General features: G+C 61.1%; 18 protein-coding genes. 9 read left to right on the top strand and 9 right to left on the bottom strand.

Translation table 11 applies throughout. The features are described from left to right. Positions 1-52 precede the first annotated feature (52 nt). Complete coding sequence (locus tag R6254_RS15035; protein ID WP_318407979.1) at positions 53-4,009, bottom strand: FAD/FMN-binding oxidoreductase; 3,957 nt, start codon at positions 4,007-4,009, stop codon at positions 53-55. A 189-nt stretch (positions 4,010-4,198) separates the two neighbouring features. On the opposite strand from R6254_RS15035, the gene ugpB reads away from it, so the two are divergent. The 5 genes from ugpB to ugpQ all read left to right on the top strand — a co-directional run bounded on the left by ugpB (position 4,199) and on the right by ugpQ (position 9,384). Beyond that, the gene (gene ugpB, locus R6254_RS15030; protein WP_318407978.1) at positions 4,199-5,521 is read left to right on the top strand and encodes a sn-glycerol-3-phosphate ABC transporter substrate-binding protein UgpB; all 1,323 of its coding nucleotides are present in this window, start codon (positions 4,199-4,201) and stop codon (positions 5,519-5,521) included. A gap of 199 nt (positions 5,522-5,720) precedes the next feature. Next, positions 5,721-6,602, top strand: coding sequence for a sn-glycerol-3-phosphate ABC transporter permease UgpA (gene ugpA, locus R6254_RS15025; protein WP_318407977.1), 882 nt, complete (start codon positions 5,721-5,723; stop codon positions 6,600-6,602). Between the two features lie 42 nt (positions 6,603-6,644). Continuing rightward, positions 6,645-7,496 (top strand): sn-glycerol-3-phosphate ABC transporter permease UgpE, encoded by an 852-nt coding sequence (gene ugpE, locus R6254_RS15020; RefSeq protein WP_318407975.1) that lies wholly within the window; start codon positions 6,645-6,647, stop codon positions 7,494-7,496. Between the two features lie 41 nt (positions 7,497-7,537). After that, complete coding sequence (locus R6254_RS15015) at positions 7,538-8,557, top strand: sn-glycerol-3-phosphate import ATP-binding protein UgpC (protein WP_318407974.1); 1,020 nt, start codon at positions 7,538-7,540, stop codon at positions 8,555-8,557. A gap of 80 nt (positions 8,558-8,637) precedes the next feature. Then, a complete protein-coding gene (gene ugpQ, locus R6254_RS15010) occupies positions 8,638-9,384 on the top strand; it encodes a glycerophosphodiester phosphodiesterase (RefSeq protein ID WP_318407972.1) in 747 nt (248 codons plus the stop codon). A 67-nt stretch (positions 9,385-9,451) separates the two neighbouring features. Here ugpQ and R6254_RS15005 read toward each other — a convergent pair whose 3' ends face one another. Then, positions 9,452-9,742 carry a hypothetical protein gene (locus R6254_RS15005; RefSeq protein ID WP_318407970.1) on the bottom strand — a complete coding sequence of 97 codons (291 nt, stop codon included), beginning with the start codon at positions 9,740-9,742 and terminating at the stop codon, positions 9,452-9,454. 126 nt (positions 9,743-9,868) lie between these two features. Between R6254_RS15005 and hemA the strand changes: the two genes are divergently transcribed. The 4 genes from hemA to grxD all read left to right on the top strand — a co-directional run bounded on the left by hemA (position 9,869) and on the right by grxD (position 13,744). Then, positions 9,869-11,149 carry a glutamyl-tRNA reductase gene (gene hemA / locus R6254_RS15000; RefSeq protein ID WP_318407969.1) on the top strand — a complete coding sequence of 427 codons (1,281 nt, stop codon included), beginning with the start codon at positions 9,869-9,871 and terminating at the stop codon, positions 11,147-11,149. A gap of 99 nt (positions 11,150-11,248) precedes the next feature. Next, positions 11,249-12,367, top strand: a complete 1,119-nt coding sequence (gene prfA, locus R6254_RS14995; RefSeq protein WP_318407967.1) for a peptide chain release factor 1 — start codon at positions 11,249-11,251, stop codon at positions 12,365-12,367. Positions 12,368-12,454: 87 nt separating this feature from the next. Then, a complete protein-coding gene (prmC, locus tag R6254_RS14990) occupies positions 12,455-13,318 on the top strand; it encodes a peptide chain release factor N(5)-glutamine methyltransferase (RefSeq protein ID WP_318407965.1) in 864 nt (287 codons plus the stop codon). Positions 13,319-13,423: 105 nt separating this feature from the next. Continuing rightward, positions 13,424-13,744, top strand: a complete 321-nt coding sequence (gene grxD / locus R6254_RS14985; RefSeq protein WP_318407963.1) for a Grx4 family monothiol glutaredoxin — start codon at positions 13,424-13,426, stop codon at positions 13,742-13,744. A gap of 54 nt (positions 13,745-13,798) precedes the next feature. Here the strand turns inward: grxD and R6254_RS14980 are convergent, their stop codons facing one another. The 7 genes from R6254_RS14980 to pilB form a co-directional block, all read right to left on the bottom strand. Then, positions 13,799-14,077, bottom strand: coding sequence for a hypothetical protein (locus tag R6254_RS14980; protein WP_318407962.1), 279 nt, complete (start codon positions 14,075-14,077; stop codon positions 13,799-13,801). Between the two features lie 53 nt (positions 14,078-14,130). Continuing rightward, positions 14,131-14,337, bottom strand: coding sequence for a DNA gyrase inhibitor YacG (locus tag R6254_RS14975; RefSeq protein WP_318407960.1), 207 nt, complete (start codon positions 14,335-14,337; stop codon positions 14,131-14,133). Positions 14,338-14,376: 39 nt separating this feature from the next. Continuing rightward, positions 14,377-15,132: a cell division protein ZapD gene (gene zapD, locus R6254_RS14970; RefSeq protein WP_318407958.1), complete on the bottom strand. Its 756-nt coding sequence runs from the start codon at positions 15,130-15,132 to the stop codon at positions 14,377-14,379. A 38-nt stretch (positions 15,133-15,170) separates the two neighbouring features. Further along, positions 15,171-15,770 (bottom strand): dephospho-CoA kinase, encoded by a 600-nt coding sequence (coaE, locus tag R6254_RS14965; RefSeq protein ID WP_318407957.1) that lies wholly within the window; start codon positions 15,768-15,770, stop codon positions 15,171-15,173. 4 nt (positions 15,771-15,774) lie between these two features. Beyond that, positions 15,775-16,635, bottom strand: coding sequence for a prepilin peptidase (locus R6254_RS14960; protein WP_318407956.1), 861 nt, complete (start codon positions 16,633-16,635; stop codon positions 15,775-15,777). Beyond that, on the bottom strand, positions 16,635-17,852 hold the full coding sequence (locus R6254_RS14955; protein WP_318407954.1) for a type II secretion system F family protein: 1,218 nt from the start codon (positions 17,850-17,852) through the stop codon (positions 16,635-16,637). The genes R6254_RS14960 and R6254_RS14955 overlap by 1 nt, the downstream gene beginning before the upstream one ends. 88 nt (positions 17,853-17,940) lie before the next feature. Further along, positions 17,941-19,677: a type IV-A pilus assembly ATPase PilB gene (pilB, locus tag R6254_RS14950; RefSeq protein WP_318407953.1), complete on the bottom strand. Its 1,737-nt coding sequence runs from the start codon at positions 19,675-19,677 to the stop codon at positions 17,941-17,943. Between the last annotated feature and the right edge of the window lie 272 nt (positions 19,678-19,949).

Raw genomic sequence — 19,949 nt, 5'->3', positions numbered from 1 at the left:
GTGTGCCTGTCCGCCGCCCCTCTGCGGCGGAACAGGCCCGGTGACCGCCGGCTTAAACCAGCACCCGTTCGATGCCGCCGTGGTTGGCCGCTGCTACATAGGTCGGCAGCCATTCCTTGCCCAGGATCTGGTTGGCCATTTCGACCACGATGTAGTCGGCCTCCAGCAAACCGTTCTGCAAGTCATTGCCGAAGCGTGACAAGCCTTGCAGGCAACTCGGGCAGCTGGTCAAAATTTTGACGTTGCCGGTTTCGCTGACGGCGCCACTGGCACGCAGCTTGGCTTCGTCTTTTTGCAGCTCTTCTTCCTTGCGAAAGCGGATTTGCGTCGAGATGTCCGGTCGTGTCACCCCCAGGGTGCCCGATTCGCCGCAGCAACGCTCCGACTTGAGCACCTGGTCACCAAGCAAGGCCTTGACCGTTTTCATCGGCTCCTGCAGCTTCATGGGGCTGTGGCAGGGGTCGTGGTACAGGTAGCCCTGGCCCGGCTGATCGGTTTTCAGCGTGATGCTTTTCTCGAGCAGGTATTCGTGGATGTCGATGATGCGGCAACCGGGGAATATCTTGTCGAACTCATAACTCTGCAGCTGGTCGTAACAGGTACCGCAGCTCACCACCACCGTCTTGATGTCCAGGTAGTTCAGCGTGTTGGCCACGCGGTGGAACAAGACCCGGTTGTCGGTGATGATTTTTTCGGCCTTGTCGAACTGGCCGCTGCCTTTTTGCGGGTAACCGCAGCACAAATAACCGGGCGGCAACACGGTCTGCACGCCGGCGTGCCAGAGCATGGCCTGGGTCGCCAGGCCGACCTGCGAAAACAGGCGCTCGGAGCCGCAACCGGGGAAATAAAACACCGCTTCGGTTTCCGAGGTGGTGGTGGCCGGGTTGCGGATGATGGGAACGTAGTCCTTGTCCTCGATGTCCAGCAGCGCACGGGCGGTCTTTTTGGGCAGGCCGCCCGGCATTTTTTTGTTGATGAAGTGAATCACCTGCTCTTTCACCGGCGCCCGGCCCACGCTGGCCGGCGGTTTGGCGGTTTGTTTGCGGGTCAAGGCACGCAACACATCGTTGGCCGCGCGTTGGGCCTTGAAACCGACATCGACCATCGCACCGCGCATGAACTTGATGGTTTGCGGGCTGGTGGCGTTCAGGAAAAACATGGCCGCCGCATTGCCGGGGCGGAAGGATTTTTTCCCCATCTTGCGCAGCAGGTTGCGCATGTTCATGGACACATCGCCAAAGTCGATATCCACCGGGCATGGGCTCAAACACTTGTGGCAGACCGTGCAGTGGTCGGCCACGTCTTCAAATTCTTCCCAGTGCTTGATGCTGATGCCGCGCCGGGTCTGCTCTTCGTACAAAAAGGCTTCAACCAGCAAGGAGGTCGCCAGAATCTTGTTGCGCGGGCTGTACAGCAGGTTGGCGCGCGGCACGTGGGTGGCGCACACCGGTTTGCATTTGCCGCAGCGCAGGCAGTCTTTCACGCTGTCGGCGATCGCGCCTATGTCGGACTGCTGCATGATCAGCGACTCATGGCCCATCAGGCCAAAGCTCGGCGTGTAGGCATTGGTCAGGTCGGCGAACAATGCCTCGGTAGGGCCATTTTTATAAGCCTTTTTGGCATCCAGCCCAATAGCAACGGGCGCAAGCAGCTCTTTATTTCGTAGCAACTTGCCTTTGTTAAAACGCCCTTCGGGGTCCACCCTGAGCTTGTAGTCGGCGAAAGGCTGGAGTTCGTCATCGGTCAAAAACTCCAGCTTGGTGATGCCAATGCCGTGTTCGCCGGAAATCACACCGTCCAGCGAACGCGCCAGCACCATGATGCGGGCCACCGCCTGGTGCGCGGTTTGCAACATGTCGTAGTCGTCGCTGTTGACCGGCAGATTGGTATGCACATTGCCGTCACCGGCGTGCATGTGTAAGGCGGCCCAGACCCGGCCCTTGAGCACCTGTTTGTGAATCGCGGTACAGGCCTCCAGAATCGGCACAAACGCGGCGCCGGAGAAAATCGTTTGCAGCGGCGCACGCAGCTGGGTTTTCCAGCTGGCGCGCAGGGTGTGGTCTTGCAGCTGCGGGAACAAGGCGTCGCTGTCACGCAACCAGCCCGACCACAAAGCCCGTACCTCGCCGACCAGCGCCACCGCCTGGCCGACCCGGTCTTCCAGCAACTCGGCCGAAGGGATGTCGCCGGCATCGTCGGACTTGCCCAGGGGCAGGTTGCCCTTGAGGAAAAAAGCCTCCAGCGCGTCGCAGAGCTTGATCTTGTTGGCCAGGCTCAGCTCGATGTTGATACGTTCGATGCCGTCGGTGTATTCGGCCATGCGCGGCAGCGGAATCACCACGTCTTCATTGATCTTGAAGGCGTTGGTGTGGCGCGAAATGGCGGCCGTGCGTTTGCGGTCCAGCCAGAATTTTTTGCGGGCGTCCGGGCTGATGGCGATAAACCCTTCACCACGACGCGAATTGGCGATACGCACCACCTCGCTGGTCGCGCGTGCCACCACGTCGGCATCGTCGCCGGCAATGTCGCCAAACAAGACCATTTTCGGCAGGCCACCGTGGGTCTTGGACTTGGTCGCATAACCGACCGCCTTCAGGTAACGGTCGTCCAGGTGCTCCAGGCCCGCGAGGATGGCGCCGCCGCGCTTTTGCTCGGCGAACATGAAGTCCTTGATCTCGACGATGCTGGGCACGGCGTCCTTGGCATTGCCAAAAAACTCCAGGCAGACGGTGCGGGTGTGCGCCGGCATGCGGTGCACAATCCAGCGCGCGCTGGTGATCAGGCCGTCGCAACCTTCCTTCTGGATGCCGGGCAGACCGCTCAAAAACTTGTCGGTGACGTCCTTGCCCAGGCCTTCCTTGCGGAAGCTTTTGCCGGGGATATCCAGACGCTCCGTACGCACGGGCGTTTTGCCGTCGGCTTCGAAATATTTCAGCTCAAAGCTGGCCAGCTCGGCGTCGTGGATCTTGCCCAGGTTGTGGTTCAGGCGCGTGACTTCCAGCCACTGCGCCTCGGGCGTCACCATGCGCCAGGAGGCCAGGTTGTCCAGGGCCGTGCCCCAGAGCACCGCTTTTTTGCCGCCGGCGTTCATGGCGATATTGCCGCCTATACACGAGGCTTCGGCCGAGGTTGGGTCCACCGCAAAGACAAAACCGCCGCGTTCAGCCGCATCGGCCACACGCTGGGTCACCACACCGGCTTCGGTCCAGACCGTCGCCACCGGCTGGTCCAGCCCGGGCAGCGACACCTGTTCGACCTCGGTCATGGCCTCCAGTTTTTCGGTGTTGATGACGGCCGACTTCCAGCTCAGCGGAATCGCGCCGCCGGTGTAACCGGTGCCGCCGCCGCGCGGAATAATCGTCAGCCCGAGCTCGATACAACCCTTGACCAGGCCGGCCATTTCGACCTCGGTGTCCGGCGTCAGCACCACAAACGGGTATTCGACGCGCCAGTCGGTGGCATCCGTCACATGCGAGACACGCGAGAGCCCGTCAAACTTGATGTTGTCCTTGAGCGTGCACTTGCCCAGCTTGCGCGCGGTCTGGCGACGCAGGTCGGCCATGTCGTCGAAAGAGATGGAAAAGCGGCTGACCGCGCCCCTGGCGGCTTCCAGCAACTCGCCGACGATGGCGTCGCGCTGGCGGTCGGCTTCGGGCGTGCGGCGTTTTTCAACTTCACCGAGCCGGTGCTGCAAGGCCTCGACCAGTTGTTTGCGACGCTTGGGGTTGTCCAGCAGGTCGTCCTGCAAATAGGGGTTGCGTTGTACCACCCAGACATCGCCTAGCACTTCGTACAACATGCGGGCCGAGCGGCCGGTGCGGCGCTCGTCGCGCAGCAGGTTCAACAAGTCCCACGCGCGCGCGCCCAGCAGGCGAATCACGATTTCGCGGTCGGAAAACGAGGTGTAGTTGTAGGGGATCTCGCGGATGCGGGCTTGCCCGTGCGCCGCCTCAGGACTCGTGTCGGAGGCGGAAACAGTCAGTTCTTGGAGGGTGTCTGGGGCGTTCATCGTGGGGGAAATTCAGCCGTGGTCAGCTGCCATGCGTGCTGTACGCCTATGTTACCGCAGTGCAGCATTATCTTGACGGCCCCGGCCAGCCTCATGGAAATCCCGCTAGCCAAATCGGCGCGGGCTCGCGTAAATTACTTTGTCACAATCTGCGTCTAGACTGACCGTCATCAAAAATAAGGAGTTTTCATGAAGAACCGTTTTTCAGTAGCCGCGCTTGCCGTTTGCGCACTGGCCCTGCCGCTGGCCAGCCACGCCCAGACCGAAATCCAGTGGTGGCATTCCATGAGCGCCGTGAACAACGAGTGGGTGAACGACCTGGCCAAGCAGTTCAACGAAGGCCAGAAGGAATACAAGGTCGTGCCCACGTACAAGGGGCAATATGACGAATCGATGACCGCCGCCGTCGCCGCATTCCGCTCGGGCAACGCGCCCCACATCCTGCAAGTGTTTGAAGTGGGCACGGCCACCATGATGGCCAGCAAAGGTGCCACCGTGCCCGTGGGCAAGGTCATGACCGACGCCGGCGTAGCGTTCGACCCCAAGGGTTACATCCCCGCAGTGGCTGGTTACTACACCGCGCCCAACGGCCAGATGCTGAGCTTTCCCTTCAACAGCTCGACCACCATCTTCTATTACAACAAGGACGCCTTCAAGAAGGCCGGCCTGAACCCCGACAAGGCCCCCGCCACCTGGCCTGAAGTGTTCGACGCCGCCAAAAAACTCAAGGCCAGCGGCCACACCTGCCCCATGACCCTGGCCTGGATGGGCTGGACCCAGTTGGAGAGCTTCTCGACCTGGCACAACGTCGAATTCGCGACCCACCTGAACGGTCTGGGCAAGGACGGTTATGCCGCGCGCCTGAAGATCAATTCACCGCTGCACGTGCGCCACATCGACAACCTGGCCAAGGCCGCCGCTGCTGGCGAGTTCGTCTACAAGGGTCGTAACAACTCCGCCCAGGCCTCGTTCACCGCTGGCGAGTGCGCCATGATCCAGACCTCGTCGGGCTTCTACGGCGACGTGGCCAAGAACGCCAAGTTCGCCTACGGCCTGGCCCCCCTGCCCTACTACGCCGACGTGAAGGGCGCGCCACAGAACACCGTCATCGGCGGCGCGAGCCTTTGGGTCATGGCCGGCAAAAAGAGCGCCGAATACAAGGGCGTGGCCAAGTTCTTCGAATTCCTGTCGCAAACCAAGGTGCAGTCGGCCAGCCACCAGCGCACGGGCTACCTGCCTGTCACCATGGCTGCCTACGACCTGACCGAAAAATCGGGCTTCTACCAAAAAAACCCCGGCACCGACACTGCCGTCACGCAGATGATTCGCAAGGTGACCGATAACTCGCGCGGCATCCGCCTGGGCAATTACGTGCAGATCCGCACCATCGAGGACGAAGAACTCGAATCGGTGTGGTCGGGCAAGCAGTCGGCCAAGACCGCTCTGGACGCCGTCGTGAAACGCGGCGACGAACTGCTGGTGCGCTTCGAACGCGCCAACAAGGGAAAATAATCGGCCAAGACCTTCGCCTTGTGCCGGACAGCAGACCCGGGGCTGAAAAGCCCCGGGTCTGCGCTAAGGCACAATAGCGCCACTCCGTGTGGCATTGCGCCACTTTTTTTTGCATTTGGAGTCGCGTTTGTGCGCCGACCCAGCCCCTCATCCGCCGCGCCTCGCCAGGGCTCCGGCGGTTGTTTTATTGTGAAGCCCCATGGAAAAACGCGTACTTTTCCGCTCCCAATGGCTGCCCTGGGCATTGCTCATGCCGCAGCTCGTCATCATCGGCGTCTTCTTCTTCTGGCCCGCCAGCCAGGCGATCCTGCAGTCCTTGCAGGTGCAGGATGCCTTTGGACTGTCCACCGAATGGGTCGGCCTCGACAACTTCCGCCAATTGTGGAATGACCCCACTTACCTGGCGTCGTTCAAGACCACCGCCTGGTTCTCGGTGCTGGTCGCCGTGCTGGGCATTGGCATTTCGCTGGTGCTGGCCATTTTTGCCGACCGCATCGTGCGCGGCGCCATGATCTACAAGACCTTGCTGATCTTGCCCTACGCCGTGGCGCCGGTGATCGCCGGCGTGTTGTGGGTGTTCATCTTCTCGCCCTCCATCGGGGTGGCGACCTTTGGCCTGCGCGCCCTCGGCGTGGACTGGAACTACCAGATGAACGAAGGCCAGGCCATGACGCTCATCGTGGTCGCCTCGGTCTGGAAACAGATCTCGTACAACTTCCTGTTCTTCCTGGCGGGCCTGCAATCCATTCCCAAGTCACTGATCGAGGCCGCCTCTATCGACGGCGCGGGACCGTGGCGCCGATTCTGGAACATCCAGCTGCCGCTGCTCTCGCCGACCACCTTTTTCCTGCTGGTGATCAACATCGTCTACGCGTTCTTCGACACCTTCGGCATCATCGACTCCACCACCGCCGGTGGCCCTGGCCAGTCAACCTCGATCCTGGTCTACAAGGTCTACCAGGACGGCTTCAAGGCGCTGGACCTGGGCGGCTCGGCCGCGCAGTCGGTGATCCTGATGATCATCGTGGTGGCGCTGACCGTCGTGCAATTCCGCTATGTCGAGAAAAAGGTGCAGTACTGATGCGCTGTGCCCCGTTTTGTTTTGTGAATCTGGAGCCCGTCCATGGTTGACCGCCGCCCCTGGCTCACCATCCTGTCCCACGCCGTGATGATTCTCGGCGTGCTGGTGGTGGCCTTTCCGCTGTACTTGGCCTTCATTGCCTCGACCCACACGCCCGATGCCATCGTGCAGGCACCCATGCCGCTGCTGCCCGGCAGCAATATGTGGGAGAGCTACAAGGCCGCCCTGCTGGGCTCCGGCAAGCTCGGCTCCAACACCACGGTGGCGCACATGATGTGGGTCAGCTTCGTGACCGCCATGGTGATCACCGTGGGCAAGATCGCGATCTCGCTGCTGTCGGCGTTCGCCATCGTGTACTTCCGTTTTCCCTTCAAGATGTTCTGCTTCTGGGCCATTTTTGTGACCCTGATGCTGCCCGTGGAAGTGCGGATTTTGCCCACCTACAAGGTGGTGGCCGACCTCGGCATGCTCAACAGCTACGCCGGCCTGACGCTGCCCCTGATCGCCTCGGCCACCGCCACCTTCCTGTTCCGCCAGTTCTTCCTGACGGTGCCGGACGAGCTGGTGGAGGCGGCGCGCATGGACGGTGCCGGCCCGATGCGCTTCTTCAAGGACATCCTGGTGCCGCTGTCCAAGACCTCGATCGCGGCGCTGTTTGTGATCCAGTTCATCTACGGCTGGAACCAGTACCTGTGGCCGCTGCTCATGACCACCAGCGAAGACATGTACCCGGTGGTGATCGGCATCAAGCGCATGGTCGCCGGTGGCGGCGAAGCCGCGATCGACTGGAACATCGCCATGGCCACCGCCATCCTGGCCATGCTGCCGCCCACGGCGGTGGTGATCCTGATGCAGAAGTGGTTTGTCAAAGGCTTGGTCGATACCGAGAAATAAGCCGCATCCACCCTCTTTTGACCTATTGAACGAATACTCCTATGGCATCCATTTCCCTGAAAAACGTCGTCAAGCGCTACGGTAGCGGCAAAACCGCCGTGCCCGTGATCCACGGCGTGAATGCTGAGATCGCAGACCGCGAATTCATCGTCATCGTCGGCCCCTCGGGCTGCGGCAAGTCCACCTTGCTGCGCATGATCGCCGGCCTGGAAGAAATCTCCGGCGGCGACATCTGCATCGGCGACCGCGTGGTGAACAACCTGGAACCGGCCGAGCGCGACATCGCCATGGTGTTCCAGAACTACGCGCTCTACCCGCACATGACGAACTTCGAGAACATGGCCTATGGCCTGAAGATCGCCAAGGTGCCCAAGGACGAGATCAAAACCCGCGTGGACAAGGCCGCCAAGATCCTCGAACTGTCGCACCTGCTCGACCGCAAGCCGCGCCAGCTTTCGGGCGGCCAGCGCCAGCGCGTGGCCATGGGCCGTGCCATCGTGCGCCAGCCCCAGGTTTTCCTGTTCGACGAACCGCTGTCCAACCTGGACGCCAAGTTACGTGTGCAAACCCGCCTGGAGATCCAGAAGCTGCACCGCGAACTTGGCATCACCTCGCTGTTCGTGACCCACGACCAGGTCGAGGCCATGACCCTGGCCCAGCGCATGATTGTCATGAACGCCGGCCGCATGGAGCAGTTCGGCACGCCGGAAGAGGTTTACAACCGGCCGGCGACCACCTTTGTCGCGAGTTTCATGGGTTCGCCCCCCATGAACCTGCTCAACCATGCGCCCAATGCCGACTTCGGTGGCCAGCCCGGCACCATCCTGGGCATTCGGCCGGAACACCTGCAAATTGGCGCCACCGGCTGGGCCGTGCAGGTGGATGCGCTGGAAATGCTGGGCGCCGAGCGCCTGGTGTATTGCCGCTTCGGCGACGAGTTCCTGATCGTGCGCACCGATGAAAACCAGGCCGTGCCGGAGATAGGCGCGACCATCCATGTGGCACCGCGTACCGACCGTCTGCACTGGTTTGACGCCGAAACAGGCAAACGCTTGGTATGAGCGCCATAGAACGCAGCGAAGGGCCGCCCCGAGCAAGTTCAGCCCCCTCGGGGGGCAGCGCAGCATACGCAGTGGCAAGCGTGGGGGCACCATCCCCCTGGCCCTACCCTCGCTGGATCGCCCATCGCGGTGCAGGTCGGCTGGCGCCGGAAAACACCATGGCAGCCTTTCGATTGGGCGCGACCCATGGCTACCGCATGTTTGAATGCGATGTGAAGTTAAGCGCCGACGGCGTGCCGTTTTTGATGCACGACGCCACGCTGGAGCGCACCACCAATGGCCACGGCGTGGGGGGTGATCAGCCCTGGAGCGCGCTGTCGCGACTCGACGCCGGCGGCTGGCATTCACGGGGTTATGCCGGTGAAGCCCTGGCCAGCCTGGACAACCTTGCGTCCTATTGCCAGCACAACGGCTACTTCCTGAACATCGAGATCAAGCCCACCCCCGGGCAGGAAGCCCGCACCGGCACGGTGGTGGCCAACGCCGTCGCCTGCCTGTGGTCCCATGCCGCCGTGCCGCCGCTGCTGACCTCCTTCCAGCCCGAAGCCCTGCAAGCCGCCCAGGCGGCGCAGCCGCAGCTGCCGCGTGGGCTGCTGCTCGACAGCTGGCGCGAAGGCTGGCAAAAAACCGCACTGGATCTGCAATGCGCGGCACTGGTGTGTAACCAGGCCTTGTGGGACAGCAGCAGCGTGGCGCAAGCCAAAAGCGCTGGCTTTCGGACCTTGAGCTACACCGTCAACGACGAATGGGCGGTCCAGCGTCTGCTGGCACTGGGCACCGACGGCATCATCACCGACCGCGTGGACCTGTTCTCGCCAGAGAGTTGAGTCAGCGCGGGCCTGGCCTAGCCCGGCCAGCCGACCCCGGCCCTAGCGCCGCAGCGCGGCCCGCGCTTTAACGACTCCAGCCGCGCAGCAACACCCACTGGCAGCTCGCCGCGCCCAACGCCAGCAATGCATAACTGGCCATCTTGCCGTCGCGCCCAAAAAAGACCAGCCCGCCCAGCAACAGCGCCGCGGACACTACAAAAACAATAGCTATCTGCGCCCACAGGGAAAGGGCCAGAGGCCTGTTTGATCTAAAAAATTGGGAGAACACCCAGCTCAGCAGCACCACCAGCAAGGCGACCACCGCCGCCGGCGCCATGAAATTAAGCAATTGGTTGATCAGGTTGAGTGCGGTCATGGCAGCGACGGGTCAAAAGGCTGGGGCGCGGCGTCCAAAGGCCTGGCGCGCCAGGGTTTGACCGGCATCAAAGGAGATTGAAAGAATGTAAGCACCGGCCCCTCTCTTCAATTTTATAATCGGAGGATGTCAGTCTGGGCCTTAGGCATCAACCATACCACCGCACCGCTCGATTTGCGCGGGCGTTTTGCGTTCGCCATCGACCAGATCGAGCCAACCTTGAAGGGTTTGCGCGCCTCCCTGGCGCGTCAGCCCGAGGCGACCTTGCTGTCGACCTGCAACCGCACCGAGATTTATTGCGCTGGTGAGCGGGCCGACCTCGAGCAGACGCTGGAATGGCTGGCGCAACATGGCGGCGTCTCGCCGGCCCTGCTGCGCTCTCACTCTTACACCCTGGAAAACGACCAGGCTGCGCGCCATGCTTTTCGCGTCGCCAGCGGGCTGGACTCCATGGTGCTGGGCGAGCCGCAGATTCTGGGCCAGATGAAAGACGCGGTGCGCGCCGCCGAAGACGCCGGCGCCATGGGCAGCACCTTGCACCAGTTGTTCCAGCGCTCGTTTGCCGTGGCCAAAGAGGTCCGCACCAGCACCGAGATAGGCGCGCACAGTATCAGCCTGGCGGCCGCGTCGGTCCGGCTGGCAGGCCAGTTGTTTGAAAACCTGAGCGACATCCGCGTCTTGTTTGTCGGCGCCGGTGAAATGATCGACTTGGCGGCCACCCACTTTGCCGCCAAAAACCCCAAATCCATGACGGTGGCCAACCGCACCCTGGAGCGCGGCGAAAAACTCGCCAGCCGTTTCGGCGCCGAAGTGATGCGTCTGGCCGACCTGCCCAGCCGCCTGCACGAATTTGACGCGGTGATCAGTTGCACCGCCAGCACCTTGCCCATCATCGGCCTGGGCGCGGTCGAACGTGCCGTCAAGCTGCGCAAACACCGGCCCATGTTCATGGTCGACCTGGCCGTGCCGCGCGACATCGAGCCCGAGGTCAAGGCCTTGCCCGACATTTACCTGTACACGGTGGACGACCTGGCCCACGTGGTGCAAACCGGCAAGGACAGCCGGCAGGCGGCCGTGGCGCAGGCCGAGGTCATCATCGACGCGGGGGTGCAAAACTTCATGCACTGGATGGGTCAAAGGCGCACCGTGCCGCTGATCCAGCAGCTCAATGCGCAGACCGACGAGTGGCGCGCCACCGAAATCACACGCGCCAAAAAACTGCTGGCACGCGGCGAGTCGGTCGACACCGTGCTTGAAGCCTTGTCGCGCGGCCTGACCCAAAAGATGTTGCACGGCACCTTGGCCGAGTTGCATGCCGGTGATGCGGGCAGCCGCGAAGCCACGGCGCAAACCGTCTCCCGGCTGTTTTTGCGCGGCAGCCTGCCCAAAGCCAACAAAGAGCGTTAGCGCCGCTGCCGGGGCCTGCTTGCAGGTCGACCGCACCCGCGGCGCCGGCCTGGCCGGATGCCCGTCCTCCCCGTTTTTTGCCTTTCGGACGTTTTCCCGATGAAACCCTTTCTCCGCCAGACCCTGGACCGCCAGATTTTCCGCCTGCACGAGCTGGACGCCTTGCTGTCGGCCAGCGACGTGGTCAGCAACATGGAGCGTTTTCGCAACCTCACGCGTGAACATGCCGAGGCCAGCGTGGTGGTCGGCCAGTACCAGCGCCTGACGGCGCGCGAGGCCGACCTGGCCAGCGCGCAAGCCATGCTGGCCGAGGCCAAGGACGACCCCGAGATGGCCGCCATGGCCGAGGAAGAAATCGCCGCGGCAGAGGCCGACATCGCCAGCCTGGACGAAGCCCTGCAGCTGATGCTGATCCCGAAAGACCCGGACGATGCGCGGCCGGCCTTTATCGAAATCCGCGCCGGTGCCGGCGGCGACGAATCGGCACTGTTTGCGGCTGATTTGTTCCGCATGTACACCCGCTTCGCCGAACGCAAACGCTGGGCTGTGGAGATCGTCAGCGAATCATCCAGCGAACTGGGCGGCTACAAGGAGGTGGTGCTGCGTATCGATGGCGCCGCCGACAACACCGGCGCCGGCGTTTACGGCAAGCTGCGTTTTGAATCGGGCGGGCATCGCGTGCAACGTGTGCCGGCTACAGAAACCCAGGGCCGCATCCACACCAGCGCCTGCACCGTGGCCGTGTTGCCCGAGCCCGACGAACTCGAGGCCATCAAGATCAACCCGGCCGACTTGCGCATAGACACTTACCGCGCCAGCGGCGCTGGCGGCCAGCACATCAACAAGACCGACTCGGCCGTGCGTATCACACACATCCCGACCGGCATCGTCGCCGAATGCCAGGAGGGCCGCAGCCAACACGGCAACAAGGCCCAGGCGCTGAAAGTGCTGACCGCCCGCATCCACGAAAAAGACCGCTCGGAGCGTGCCGCCAAGGACGCCGCCATGCGCAAAGGCCTGGTCGGCAGCGGCGACCGCAGCGACCGCATACGCACCTACAACTTCCCCCAGGGCCGGCTGACCGACCACCGCATCAACCTGACCCTGTACAAACTGCTGGCCATCATGGAAGGCGACCTGGATGACGTGGTCACCGCCCTGCAGGTGGCGCGCGGCGCTGAGTTGCTGGCGGAGCTGGAAACCGACTTGAACGGTTAAATTCACGCTTTTTATGTATTAAATTGGCCTCCAGCCCTTATGCAACGGGCGCAAGTAGCTACTATTTTTATAGCAATTCAATTACCCGTGAACACCCTCACCTGCACACAAGCGCTGACCGCCGCCCAGACCCTGGGGCTGGATCGCCTGGACGCCCAGTTGTTGCTGTTACACGCACTGGGCAAACCGGGTACCGACCGCGCCTGGCTGCTGGCGCATGACACCGACCTGTTGCCTGACGCGGTGGCGCAAGAGTTCCGACAGCTCAACCTGCGCCGCGCCAGTGGTGAGCCGCTGGCTTACATCGTCGGTAGCAAGGAGTTTTTTGGCATGGCGCTGCAGGTGGATGCGCGTGTGCTGGTGCCGCGGCCCGACACCGAAACCCTGGTGGATTGGGCGCTGCATTGCCTGACCGACCTGCCCGCCTCGGCCCGCGTGCTGGACCTGGGCACCGGCAGCGGCGCCATTGCCCTGGCCCTGAAAAAAAGCCTGCCGGACCTGGATGTCACGGCGGTGGATGCTAGCGCGGCGGCCCTGGCCGTGGCCCGCGCCAACGCCAGCCAGCACCAGTTGGCCATCCATTTCATCGAAGGTAGCTGGCTTGACAAGGTGGACGGCCACTTTCACCTGATCGCCAGCAACCCGCCTTATGTCGCGGACGCCGATCCGCATTTGCCGGCCTTGGCCCATGAGCCGTTACAGGCGTTGACGGCCGGACCTGACGGCCTGAGCGACCTCCGTCAAATCATTGCGCAAGCCACCGCCCACCTGCTGCCGCAAGCCTGGCTGCTGCTGGAGCATGGTTACGACCAGGCCGAGGCCGTGTGTGCCCTGTTGACGCAACACGGCTTCACCGAGGTGCAAAACCGGACCGACCTGGCGGGCATTAACCGTTGTTCGGGCGGTCGCTGGACTGGCCACGCCGGCAGCCCGCCACAAACAGCGGGATAATCAAGCACTGATTTCCCGCTTTTGACTTCCATTTATTGATTGACTGTTGGCAGGCGCAGGCCGGTGTGGAACCGGTGGCCGCATGCCCCTTCCAAAGGATTTGAAATGAACGATACCCAGCAACGCATAGACCAGATCGTCAAAGCCAATGACGTGGTGCTTTTCATGAAAGGCACGGCGCAGTTCCCGCAGTGCGGCTTTTCGGGCCGCGCGATCCAGGTGCTCAAGGCTTGTGGCGTGAGCAAACCCGCGACCGTGAACGTGCTGGAAGACGAAGAAATCCGCCACGGCATCAAGGAATACAGCAACTGGCCGACGATTCCCCAGCTGTATGTGAAAGGTGAATTTGTAGGCGGTTCGGACATCATGATGGAGATGTACCAGAACGGCGAGCTGCAACAGGTGTTAGGCAGCAGCGCCGCCTAAGCCTGGTCGGCACCGGCCGCCTGACCGCGGTTGTTCACTCTCCTACGCGCTGATTCAGTCCGTATAACCTTCGCAGGCCCCGGCATTCACGCGGCCCTTGCATTCACGCTTGAGCCGCGTAGACCGTTCCTTCTTGGTTTCCTGCGAGCCGGGAATGAACTTGGCGGTTTTGCCTTGTCCGGCCAACTTGGTTTTGGCCGGTTTTTTGCCCGCTTTGACCTGGACGGGCGGGTTCAACACCTCTAGCGCCTGGGCGCGCGCTTCAGCGCCCCCTGCCAACAACAGGGTTGCCGCGAGCATCGCCATGAGCGGCTGGAGCATCATGCTTTTCATTGTCATCCCCTCCCTTTATCAAGGCGGTTGAACACCGCATGTGGCACGCCAAGCTACTGCAGTCTGGCATCCCCAAACACCTCATCATCCGGCGGTGCATCGGCCGGCATGCGAAAGTCCTCGCTGGCCCAGGCGCCCAAATCAATGTTTTTGCAGCGTTCACAGCAAAAAGGACGGAAACGGTTGCTGGGTGCGTAAACACTGGGACCCTTGCAGGTGGGGCACACCACGATTTTGGATTTTGGCGGTTCTGAAGTCATCATCGAAACTCAAGCTTACAACAAGCCTGCGGGCCTGGCTCAGGAGCAGAGCGTCAGCTCGAAGGCCGCGTCATCCGTGGAAGAATGCAGCCGGTCGTCACTCTCATGGCGCATCAGGCGGACGGAAACCATCAGGCGGTTGCCGCTGATTTCGGGAATCAGCCCCAAGGCCGGGTTGATGCGCAAACGCAGCAACTGGAAAGTACGCCCTTGCGGCAGGGTTTGCTGGTACTGCCCGCCAGTGGCCACCACTTTTTGCGGCGAGCCGGAATCGCGCAGCAATTTAAGCAACATACGAATCGACTCGGCCAGCGGCACCAGGGTGGCGATCCAGCGCTGCAAATCCTTTTGGCGCGTGGACACGTCCAGGTGTTGCCAGGCGAAATACGCGGGCAAATCGAATTCGCAGGTTCCGCCGGGAATACCGATGCGGCTGCGAATACTCATCAGCCAGTCGTTTTCCGTCAGTGACTGGCCGGCTTTTCCGGGCAGGGTGTTCAGGGCCGAAAAACAGCCGTCCAGCTGGGCGGTGACCTCGTCGAGCACCGCTTCGGAAATCGCCGGGTTGCCGCGGTAACCGTTGAGCACATGTTTTTGCTTGTCGAGGTCCTTGAGCACATCGGTCTTCAGATCCGCGCGGGCCGCCACATCCATCACCTCAAAAATGGTCGTGATGGCGTAGTGGTGGTCGGTGGGGTGCTCCCGCGCAGCCAGTTCACCCAGGCGGTGAAACAAATGCTCGAGGCGCAAATAGGTACGAATGCGTTCGTTGAAGGGATACTCGTAAAGAATCACTGCGATATATCTTTTTCAGCGGGTTATTTGTTCGTCCATCATAGCCCGAAGCGCTGCGCCAATTGCCGCACCAGCAGCGCCAAGGCCGGCAAGGACATGGACACATCGTTGTAAATACAGACATCGGCGGCCGCCAAGCGCTGCTGGCGGCTGGCCTGGCCGGCCATGACCTGCGCCACCACCTCGCGCGTCCAGCCGTTGCGCGCCATCACGCGGCTGATTTGTGTTTCCTCGCTGCAGTCCACCACCAATACCTGGTCCAGTTGCGGCCGCCAGCGGCCGGACTCGACCAGCAAAGGCACATCAAAAACAATGCAGACACTGTCCGCCTGTGCCGCCTGGCGAGCGGTTTCGGCGCCGACCAGCGGATGGACAATGGCCTCCAAACTGGCCTTGGCCCCGGCATCGCTGAAAACCAACTGGCGCATTTTGTGGCGGTCCATGGCGCCCTCAGTCGTGATAAAACCGGCACCAAACTGTTTTGCGATCAGGGCTATGGCGACCCCGCCCGGCGCCGTGCTCTGGCGCGCAATGGCATCGGAATCGATCACGACAGCACCGCCCTCTGCCAGCATCTTGGCAACCGTGCTTTTGCCGCTGCCAATCCCACCTGTCAAACCCACATGCAGCGCCGCCATAGTCTTACAAGCCGATAAAACGCAGGATGGACTGGGGACCAAACACCATGGCCGTCAGCCCGGCGCCAGCCAAAAAGGGTCCAAAAGGCACATAACCCCCTTCACGCAAACCGCTGGAAAACTTCATGGCGATGCCCACTATCGCACCTATCACCGACGCCATCAGAATCATGGGCACCAGGGCCGACCAGCCGAACCAGGCGCCCAAAGCGGCAAACAGTTTGAAATCGCCATAACCCATGCCCTCCTTGCCGGTCACCAGCTTGAAGGCCCAATACACCAGCCACAGCGACAGATAACCGGCCACAGCACCCCACAAAGCCTGGCTCAGGCTCACTTCAGGATTCCAGCCCAGGGCCGCAACAATCAGCCCCGCCCATAACAGCGGCAAGGTGATGTCGTCCGGCAGCAAGGTTGTATCCCAGTCAATCAGCGCGAGGGTCACCAAAGCCGCCGCAAAACCGCTCCAGGCCAGCCCCGTGAACGTCAGGCCCCAGCGCCAGGCACAAAAGAAAAACAAGGCGCCGGTCACGGCTTCCACCATTGGGTAACGCATGCCGAATTGGGCGCCGCAAACAGAACATTTCCCCTTGAGGAAAAGATAACTCAGGATGGGGATGTTTTCATACCAGCGGATCACGTGCCCGCAACTCGAACAGCGCGACCGGGGCAGCAGCAAATTGAATTTTTCAGTGCTCTCCGGAATTTTGCCGGCCATCTCGGCATATTCCAGCGCCCACTGCCGCTCCATCATTTTCGGCAAGCGATAAATAACGACGTTTAAAAAACTGCCGATCAGCAGTCCCAAAATGCCGGCCAAAGCGGCATCCAGGCCCGAAGGCCATCCAGCAACCAGGCCCGACATCAGACCACTTGGCCCAGCTTGAAAATCGGCAGGTACATGGACACCACGATACCGCCAATCAGTGTGCCCAGAAACACGATGATGATGGGCTCCATCAGGCTGGACAAGCCGGCAACCATTTCATCCACCTCGGCTTCATAAAAATCCGCGGCCTTGCCCAGCATATGGTCCACCGAGCCCGACTCTTCTCCAATCGCGCACATCTGCAACACCATGGTCGGAAACAGGTTGGCATTGCCCATGGCCGCCGTCAGGCTGGTGCCGGTCGAGACCTCCTGCTGGATTTTGAGGGTGGCGTCGGCGTACAGCGAATTACCGGAGGCGCCACCTACAGAATCCAGCGCTTCCACCAAGGGCACCCCCGCCGCAAACATGGTGGACAACGTACGCGTCCAGCGGGCAATACAGGACTTTTCAATCAAGGCGCCAAACACCGGCACTTTCAGCAAAAGCCGATCCATGAAACGCTGCATTTTTTCATTGCGCCGCCAAGCCTGCAGGAAAAAATAAAGGCCTCCGCCAATGCCCCCAAAAATCAGCCACCAATACGCGACAAAAAATTCGCTGATAGCCATCACAAACAACGTAGGCGCCGGCAGATCGGCGCCGAAAGAAGTAAACACCTCTTTGAACGCCGGAATCACAAAAATCATGATCACGGCCACCACGACAAACGCCACCACCACCACCGAGGTCGGGTACATCAAAGCCGACTTGATCTTCGACTTGATAGCCTCGGTTTTTTCCATGTACACCGCGAGCCGATCCAGCAGTTGCTCCAGAATACCGGCGGCCTCGCCCGCTTCCACCAGATTGCAATACAGCGCATTGAAGTACAAGGGGTATTTACGGAAGGCCGCACTCAGGGATGTGCCGGTTTCCACATCGGTGCGCACGTCGTTGAGCAGCTTGGTCACGCTCGCATTGGCATTGCCACGTCCGACAATGTCAAAAGACTGCAAAAGCGGCACGCCGGCTTTCATCATGGTGGCCAGCTGACGGGTAAAGATGGCAATGTCCCTGGGTTTGATGGACTTGCCAGAACGCATGCGGCGTTTCTTGATTTTGGTCAGGAGCACGCCCTGCCGACGCAAGGACGCCTTGACCTGGTTCTCACCCACTGCGCGGGTTTCGCCCCGCACCTGCTTGCCGTTGCGATCCTTGCCTTCCCATTCGAAGACAAACTCCTTGATGTCTCGGGATGTTGCAGTTGCCATGTTGCCTTCTTCTTGCTAATACGAACGGAATGCTGGGGCCTTGAAACGGTCTGCGGCGCGAGGGAGCAGACTTGCGAACGGCAACGGCTCAAGCATTGGTGCAGCCCAACACTTCTTCCAGCGAAGTCATGCCGATCTTAACTTTTTGCAAACCCGCGCCGCGCAGGCTTTTGACACCTTCGTGTTCTGCCTGCTCGGCGATTTCCAGGGCGCTGCCGTCGCGCAGGATGATTCTCTGAATTTCATCCGTGATGGGCATCACCTGATAAATACCGACCCGGCCTTTGTAGCCGTTGTTGCACATGGAGCAGCCCACCGGACGGTAAGGCGTCCAGGAACCATCGACGTCTTCTTCCTTGAAGCCGGCGTCCAGCAAGGTCTCGCGCGGAATGTCCGCAGGCGCTTTGCAGTTGGGGCACAGGCGCCGCGCCAGGCGCTGGGCCGTGATCAGGATCACGCTGGACGCGATGTTGAAGGGTGCAATCCCCATGTTGCGCAGCCGTGTGAGGGTCGCTGGCGCATCATTGGTATGCAGGGTGGACAGGACCAGGTGGCCGGTTTGCGCGGCCTTGATGGAAATTTCCGCCGTCTCCAGGTCGCGGATCTCGCCGACCATGATGATGTCGGGATCCTGGCGCAAAAACGCTTTCAAAGCCACTGAAAAAGTCAGCCCGGCCTTCTCGTTCATGCTGACCTGGTTCACGCCGGGCAAGTTGATTTCCGCCGGGTCTTCAGCGGTCGAGATGTTGACCCCCGGCTTGTTCAGAATGTTCAGGCAGGTGTACAGCGACACGGTTTTTCCGGAGCCCGTGGGCCCGGTCACCAACACCATGCCGTAGGGACGCTGAACCGCGGTAAGCAGGCGCTCCTTTTCAATCGGCTCGTAACCCAACGCGTCAATACCAAGCTTGGCACTGCTGGGATCCAGGATACGAATCACGATTTTTTCACCGAACATCGTGGGCAAGGTGCTGACCCGGAAATCGATCACGCGGTCAGGCCCGATCTTCAGCTTCATCTTGCCGTCTTGCGGGACCCTTTTCTCCGAGATGTCCATCTTGGAAATGACTTTGATGCGTGATGCCAGCTTTTCCTTGATAGCCACGGGCGGCGATGCAATTTCACGCAATTCGCCATCGATGCGAAAGCGGACCCGGTAGGTCTGCTCATAGGGCTCGAAATGTAAATCCGAAGCCCGCATGCTGAAGGCATCGAGCAGCATCTTGTGCAGGAACTTGACGACAGGCGCATCTTCGACTTCCGACACACCGGTGTCGTTGGTATCGACACTGGCCGCATCCGCACTGGCCTCGTCGAATTCGAAATCATCACCGATGATGCTGTCCATGGCCTCGGCCGCCGTGGCGGCAGACGCCTCCACCATCTTGGACAACTTGTCGTATTCGGCAATGATCCAGTCCACGCCCATTTGCGTGGAAAACTTGATCTTTTCCGCAGCCTCCTGATCGGATGGGTCCGCGGTGGCAACAATCAGGCGGTTGTTGCGTTTGCTCAAGACCACGATGCGGTAGGCCTGACAGATCTTGGCATCCAGCAAACCCTTGGGCAGCCGCTGGATGTCTATCGCGTCCAGATCGAGGAGGGGCGCCGCAAACGCGGTGGACATGGTGTGTGCCAGATCCGACGGCGACACGGCACCGGACCCCGTGAGTTCAGCGATAAAACTGGTGCGGCCACTTTGGGCCTTGCGAAAAATATCTTCTGCAGCTTTCTGGCCTAGCTTGCCGGCCACCACCAAAGCCCTGCCCAAGCCGGGCAAAGCCAGCGAGGCGGGCGCGTTAACTACGGTATCAACAGCTGCCATGTCCTGCGAATCTCCCTCAAATGAGCATCATCGCCGATAGCGCAAGTGGTGTAAATCGAAAAGCACTTTGCGCCCCGTCCGGTGTTGGAACGAAGACAAAAGACAGTAGAAACGGGAGGGGGAAAGGAGCTAGAGATGGTCGGGGTGAGAGGATTCGAACCTCCGGCCTCTACGTCCCGAATGCCCCTAGAGTGGCAAAACGAGTCTTTTTGGTCGGTTAAAACCTATAAGAATCAACATCTTAGCAGAGACTCAGAGAATTCCAAAGAGGT

The organism is Polaromonas potterensis (genome assembly GCF_033446725.1).
Lineage (GTDB): Bacteria > Pseudomonadota > Gammaproteobacteria > Burkholderiales > Burkholderiaceae_C > Polaromonas.
The sequence above is the reverse complement of the archived record's forward strand: the minus strand, read 5'-3'. Positions and strand labels throughout refer to the sequence as shown.

Bases quoted from the DNA above. Each gene is read 5' to 3' on its own strand.
- R6254_RS15035 (WP_318407979.1), bottom strand. From the start codon at position 4,009: ATGAACGCCCCAGACACCCTCCAAGAACTGACTGTTTCCGCCTCCGAC.
- ugpB (WP_318407978.1), top strand. From the start codon at position 4,199: ATGAAGAACCGTTTTTCAGTAGCCGCGCTTGCCGTTTGCGCACTGGCC.
- ugpA (WP_318407977.1), top strand. From the start codon at position 5,721: ATGGAAAAACGCGTACTTTTCCGCTCCCAATGGCTGCCCTGGGCATTG.
- ugpE (WP_318407975.1), top strand. From the start codon at position 6,645: ATGGTTGACCGCCGCCCCTGGCTCACCATCCTGTCCCACGCCGTGATG.
- R6254_RS15015 (WP_318407974.1), top strand. From the start codon at position 7,538: ATGGCATCCATTTCCCTGAAAAACGTCGTCAAGCGCTACGGTAGCGGC.
- R6254_RS15005 (WP_318407970.1), bottom strand. From the start codon at position 9,742: ATGACCGCACTCAACCTGATCAACCAATTGCTTAATTTCATGGCGCCG.
- hemA (WP_318407969.1), top strand. From the start codon at position 9,869: ATGTCAGTCTGGGCCTTAGGCATCAACCATACCACCGCACCGCTCGAT.
- prfA (WP_318407967.1), top strand. From the start codon at position 11,249: ATGAAACCCTTTCTCCGCCAGACCCTGGACCGCCAGATTTTCCGCCTG.
- grxD (WP_318407963.1), top strand. From the start codon at position 13,424: ATGAACGATACCCAGCAACGCATAGACCAGATCGTCAAAGCCAATGAC.
- R6254_RS14980 (WP_318407962.1), bottom strand. From the start codon at position 14,077: ATGAAAAGCATGATGCTCCAGCCGCTCATGGCGATGCTCGCGGCAACC.
- R6254_RS14975 (WP_318407960.1), bottom strand. From the start codon at position 14,337: ATGACTTCAGAACCGCCAAAATCCAAAATCGTGGTGTGCCCCACCTGC.
- coaE (WP_318407957.1), bottom strand. From the start codon at position 15,770: ATGGCGGCGCTGCATGTGGGTTTGACAGGTGGGATTGGCAGCGGCAAA.
- R6254_RS14960 (WP_318407956.1), bottom strand. From the start codon at position 16,635: ATGTCGGGCCTGGTTGCTGGATGGCCTTCGGGCCTGGATGCCGCTTTG.
- R6254_RS14955 (WP_318407954.1), bottom strand. From the start codon at position 17,852: ATGGCAACTGCAACATCCCGAGACATCAAGGAGTTTGTCTTCGAATGG.
- pilB (WP_318407953.1), bottom strand. From the start codon at position 19,677: ATGGCAGCTGTTGATACCGTAGTTAACGCGCCCGCCTCGCTGGCTTTG.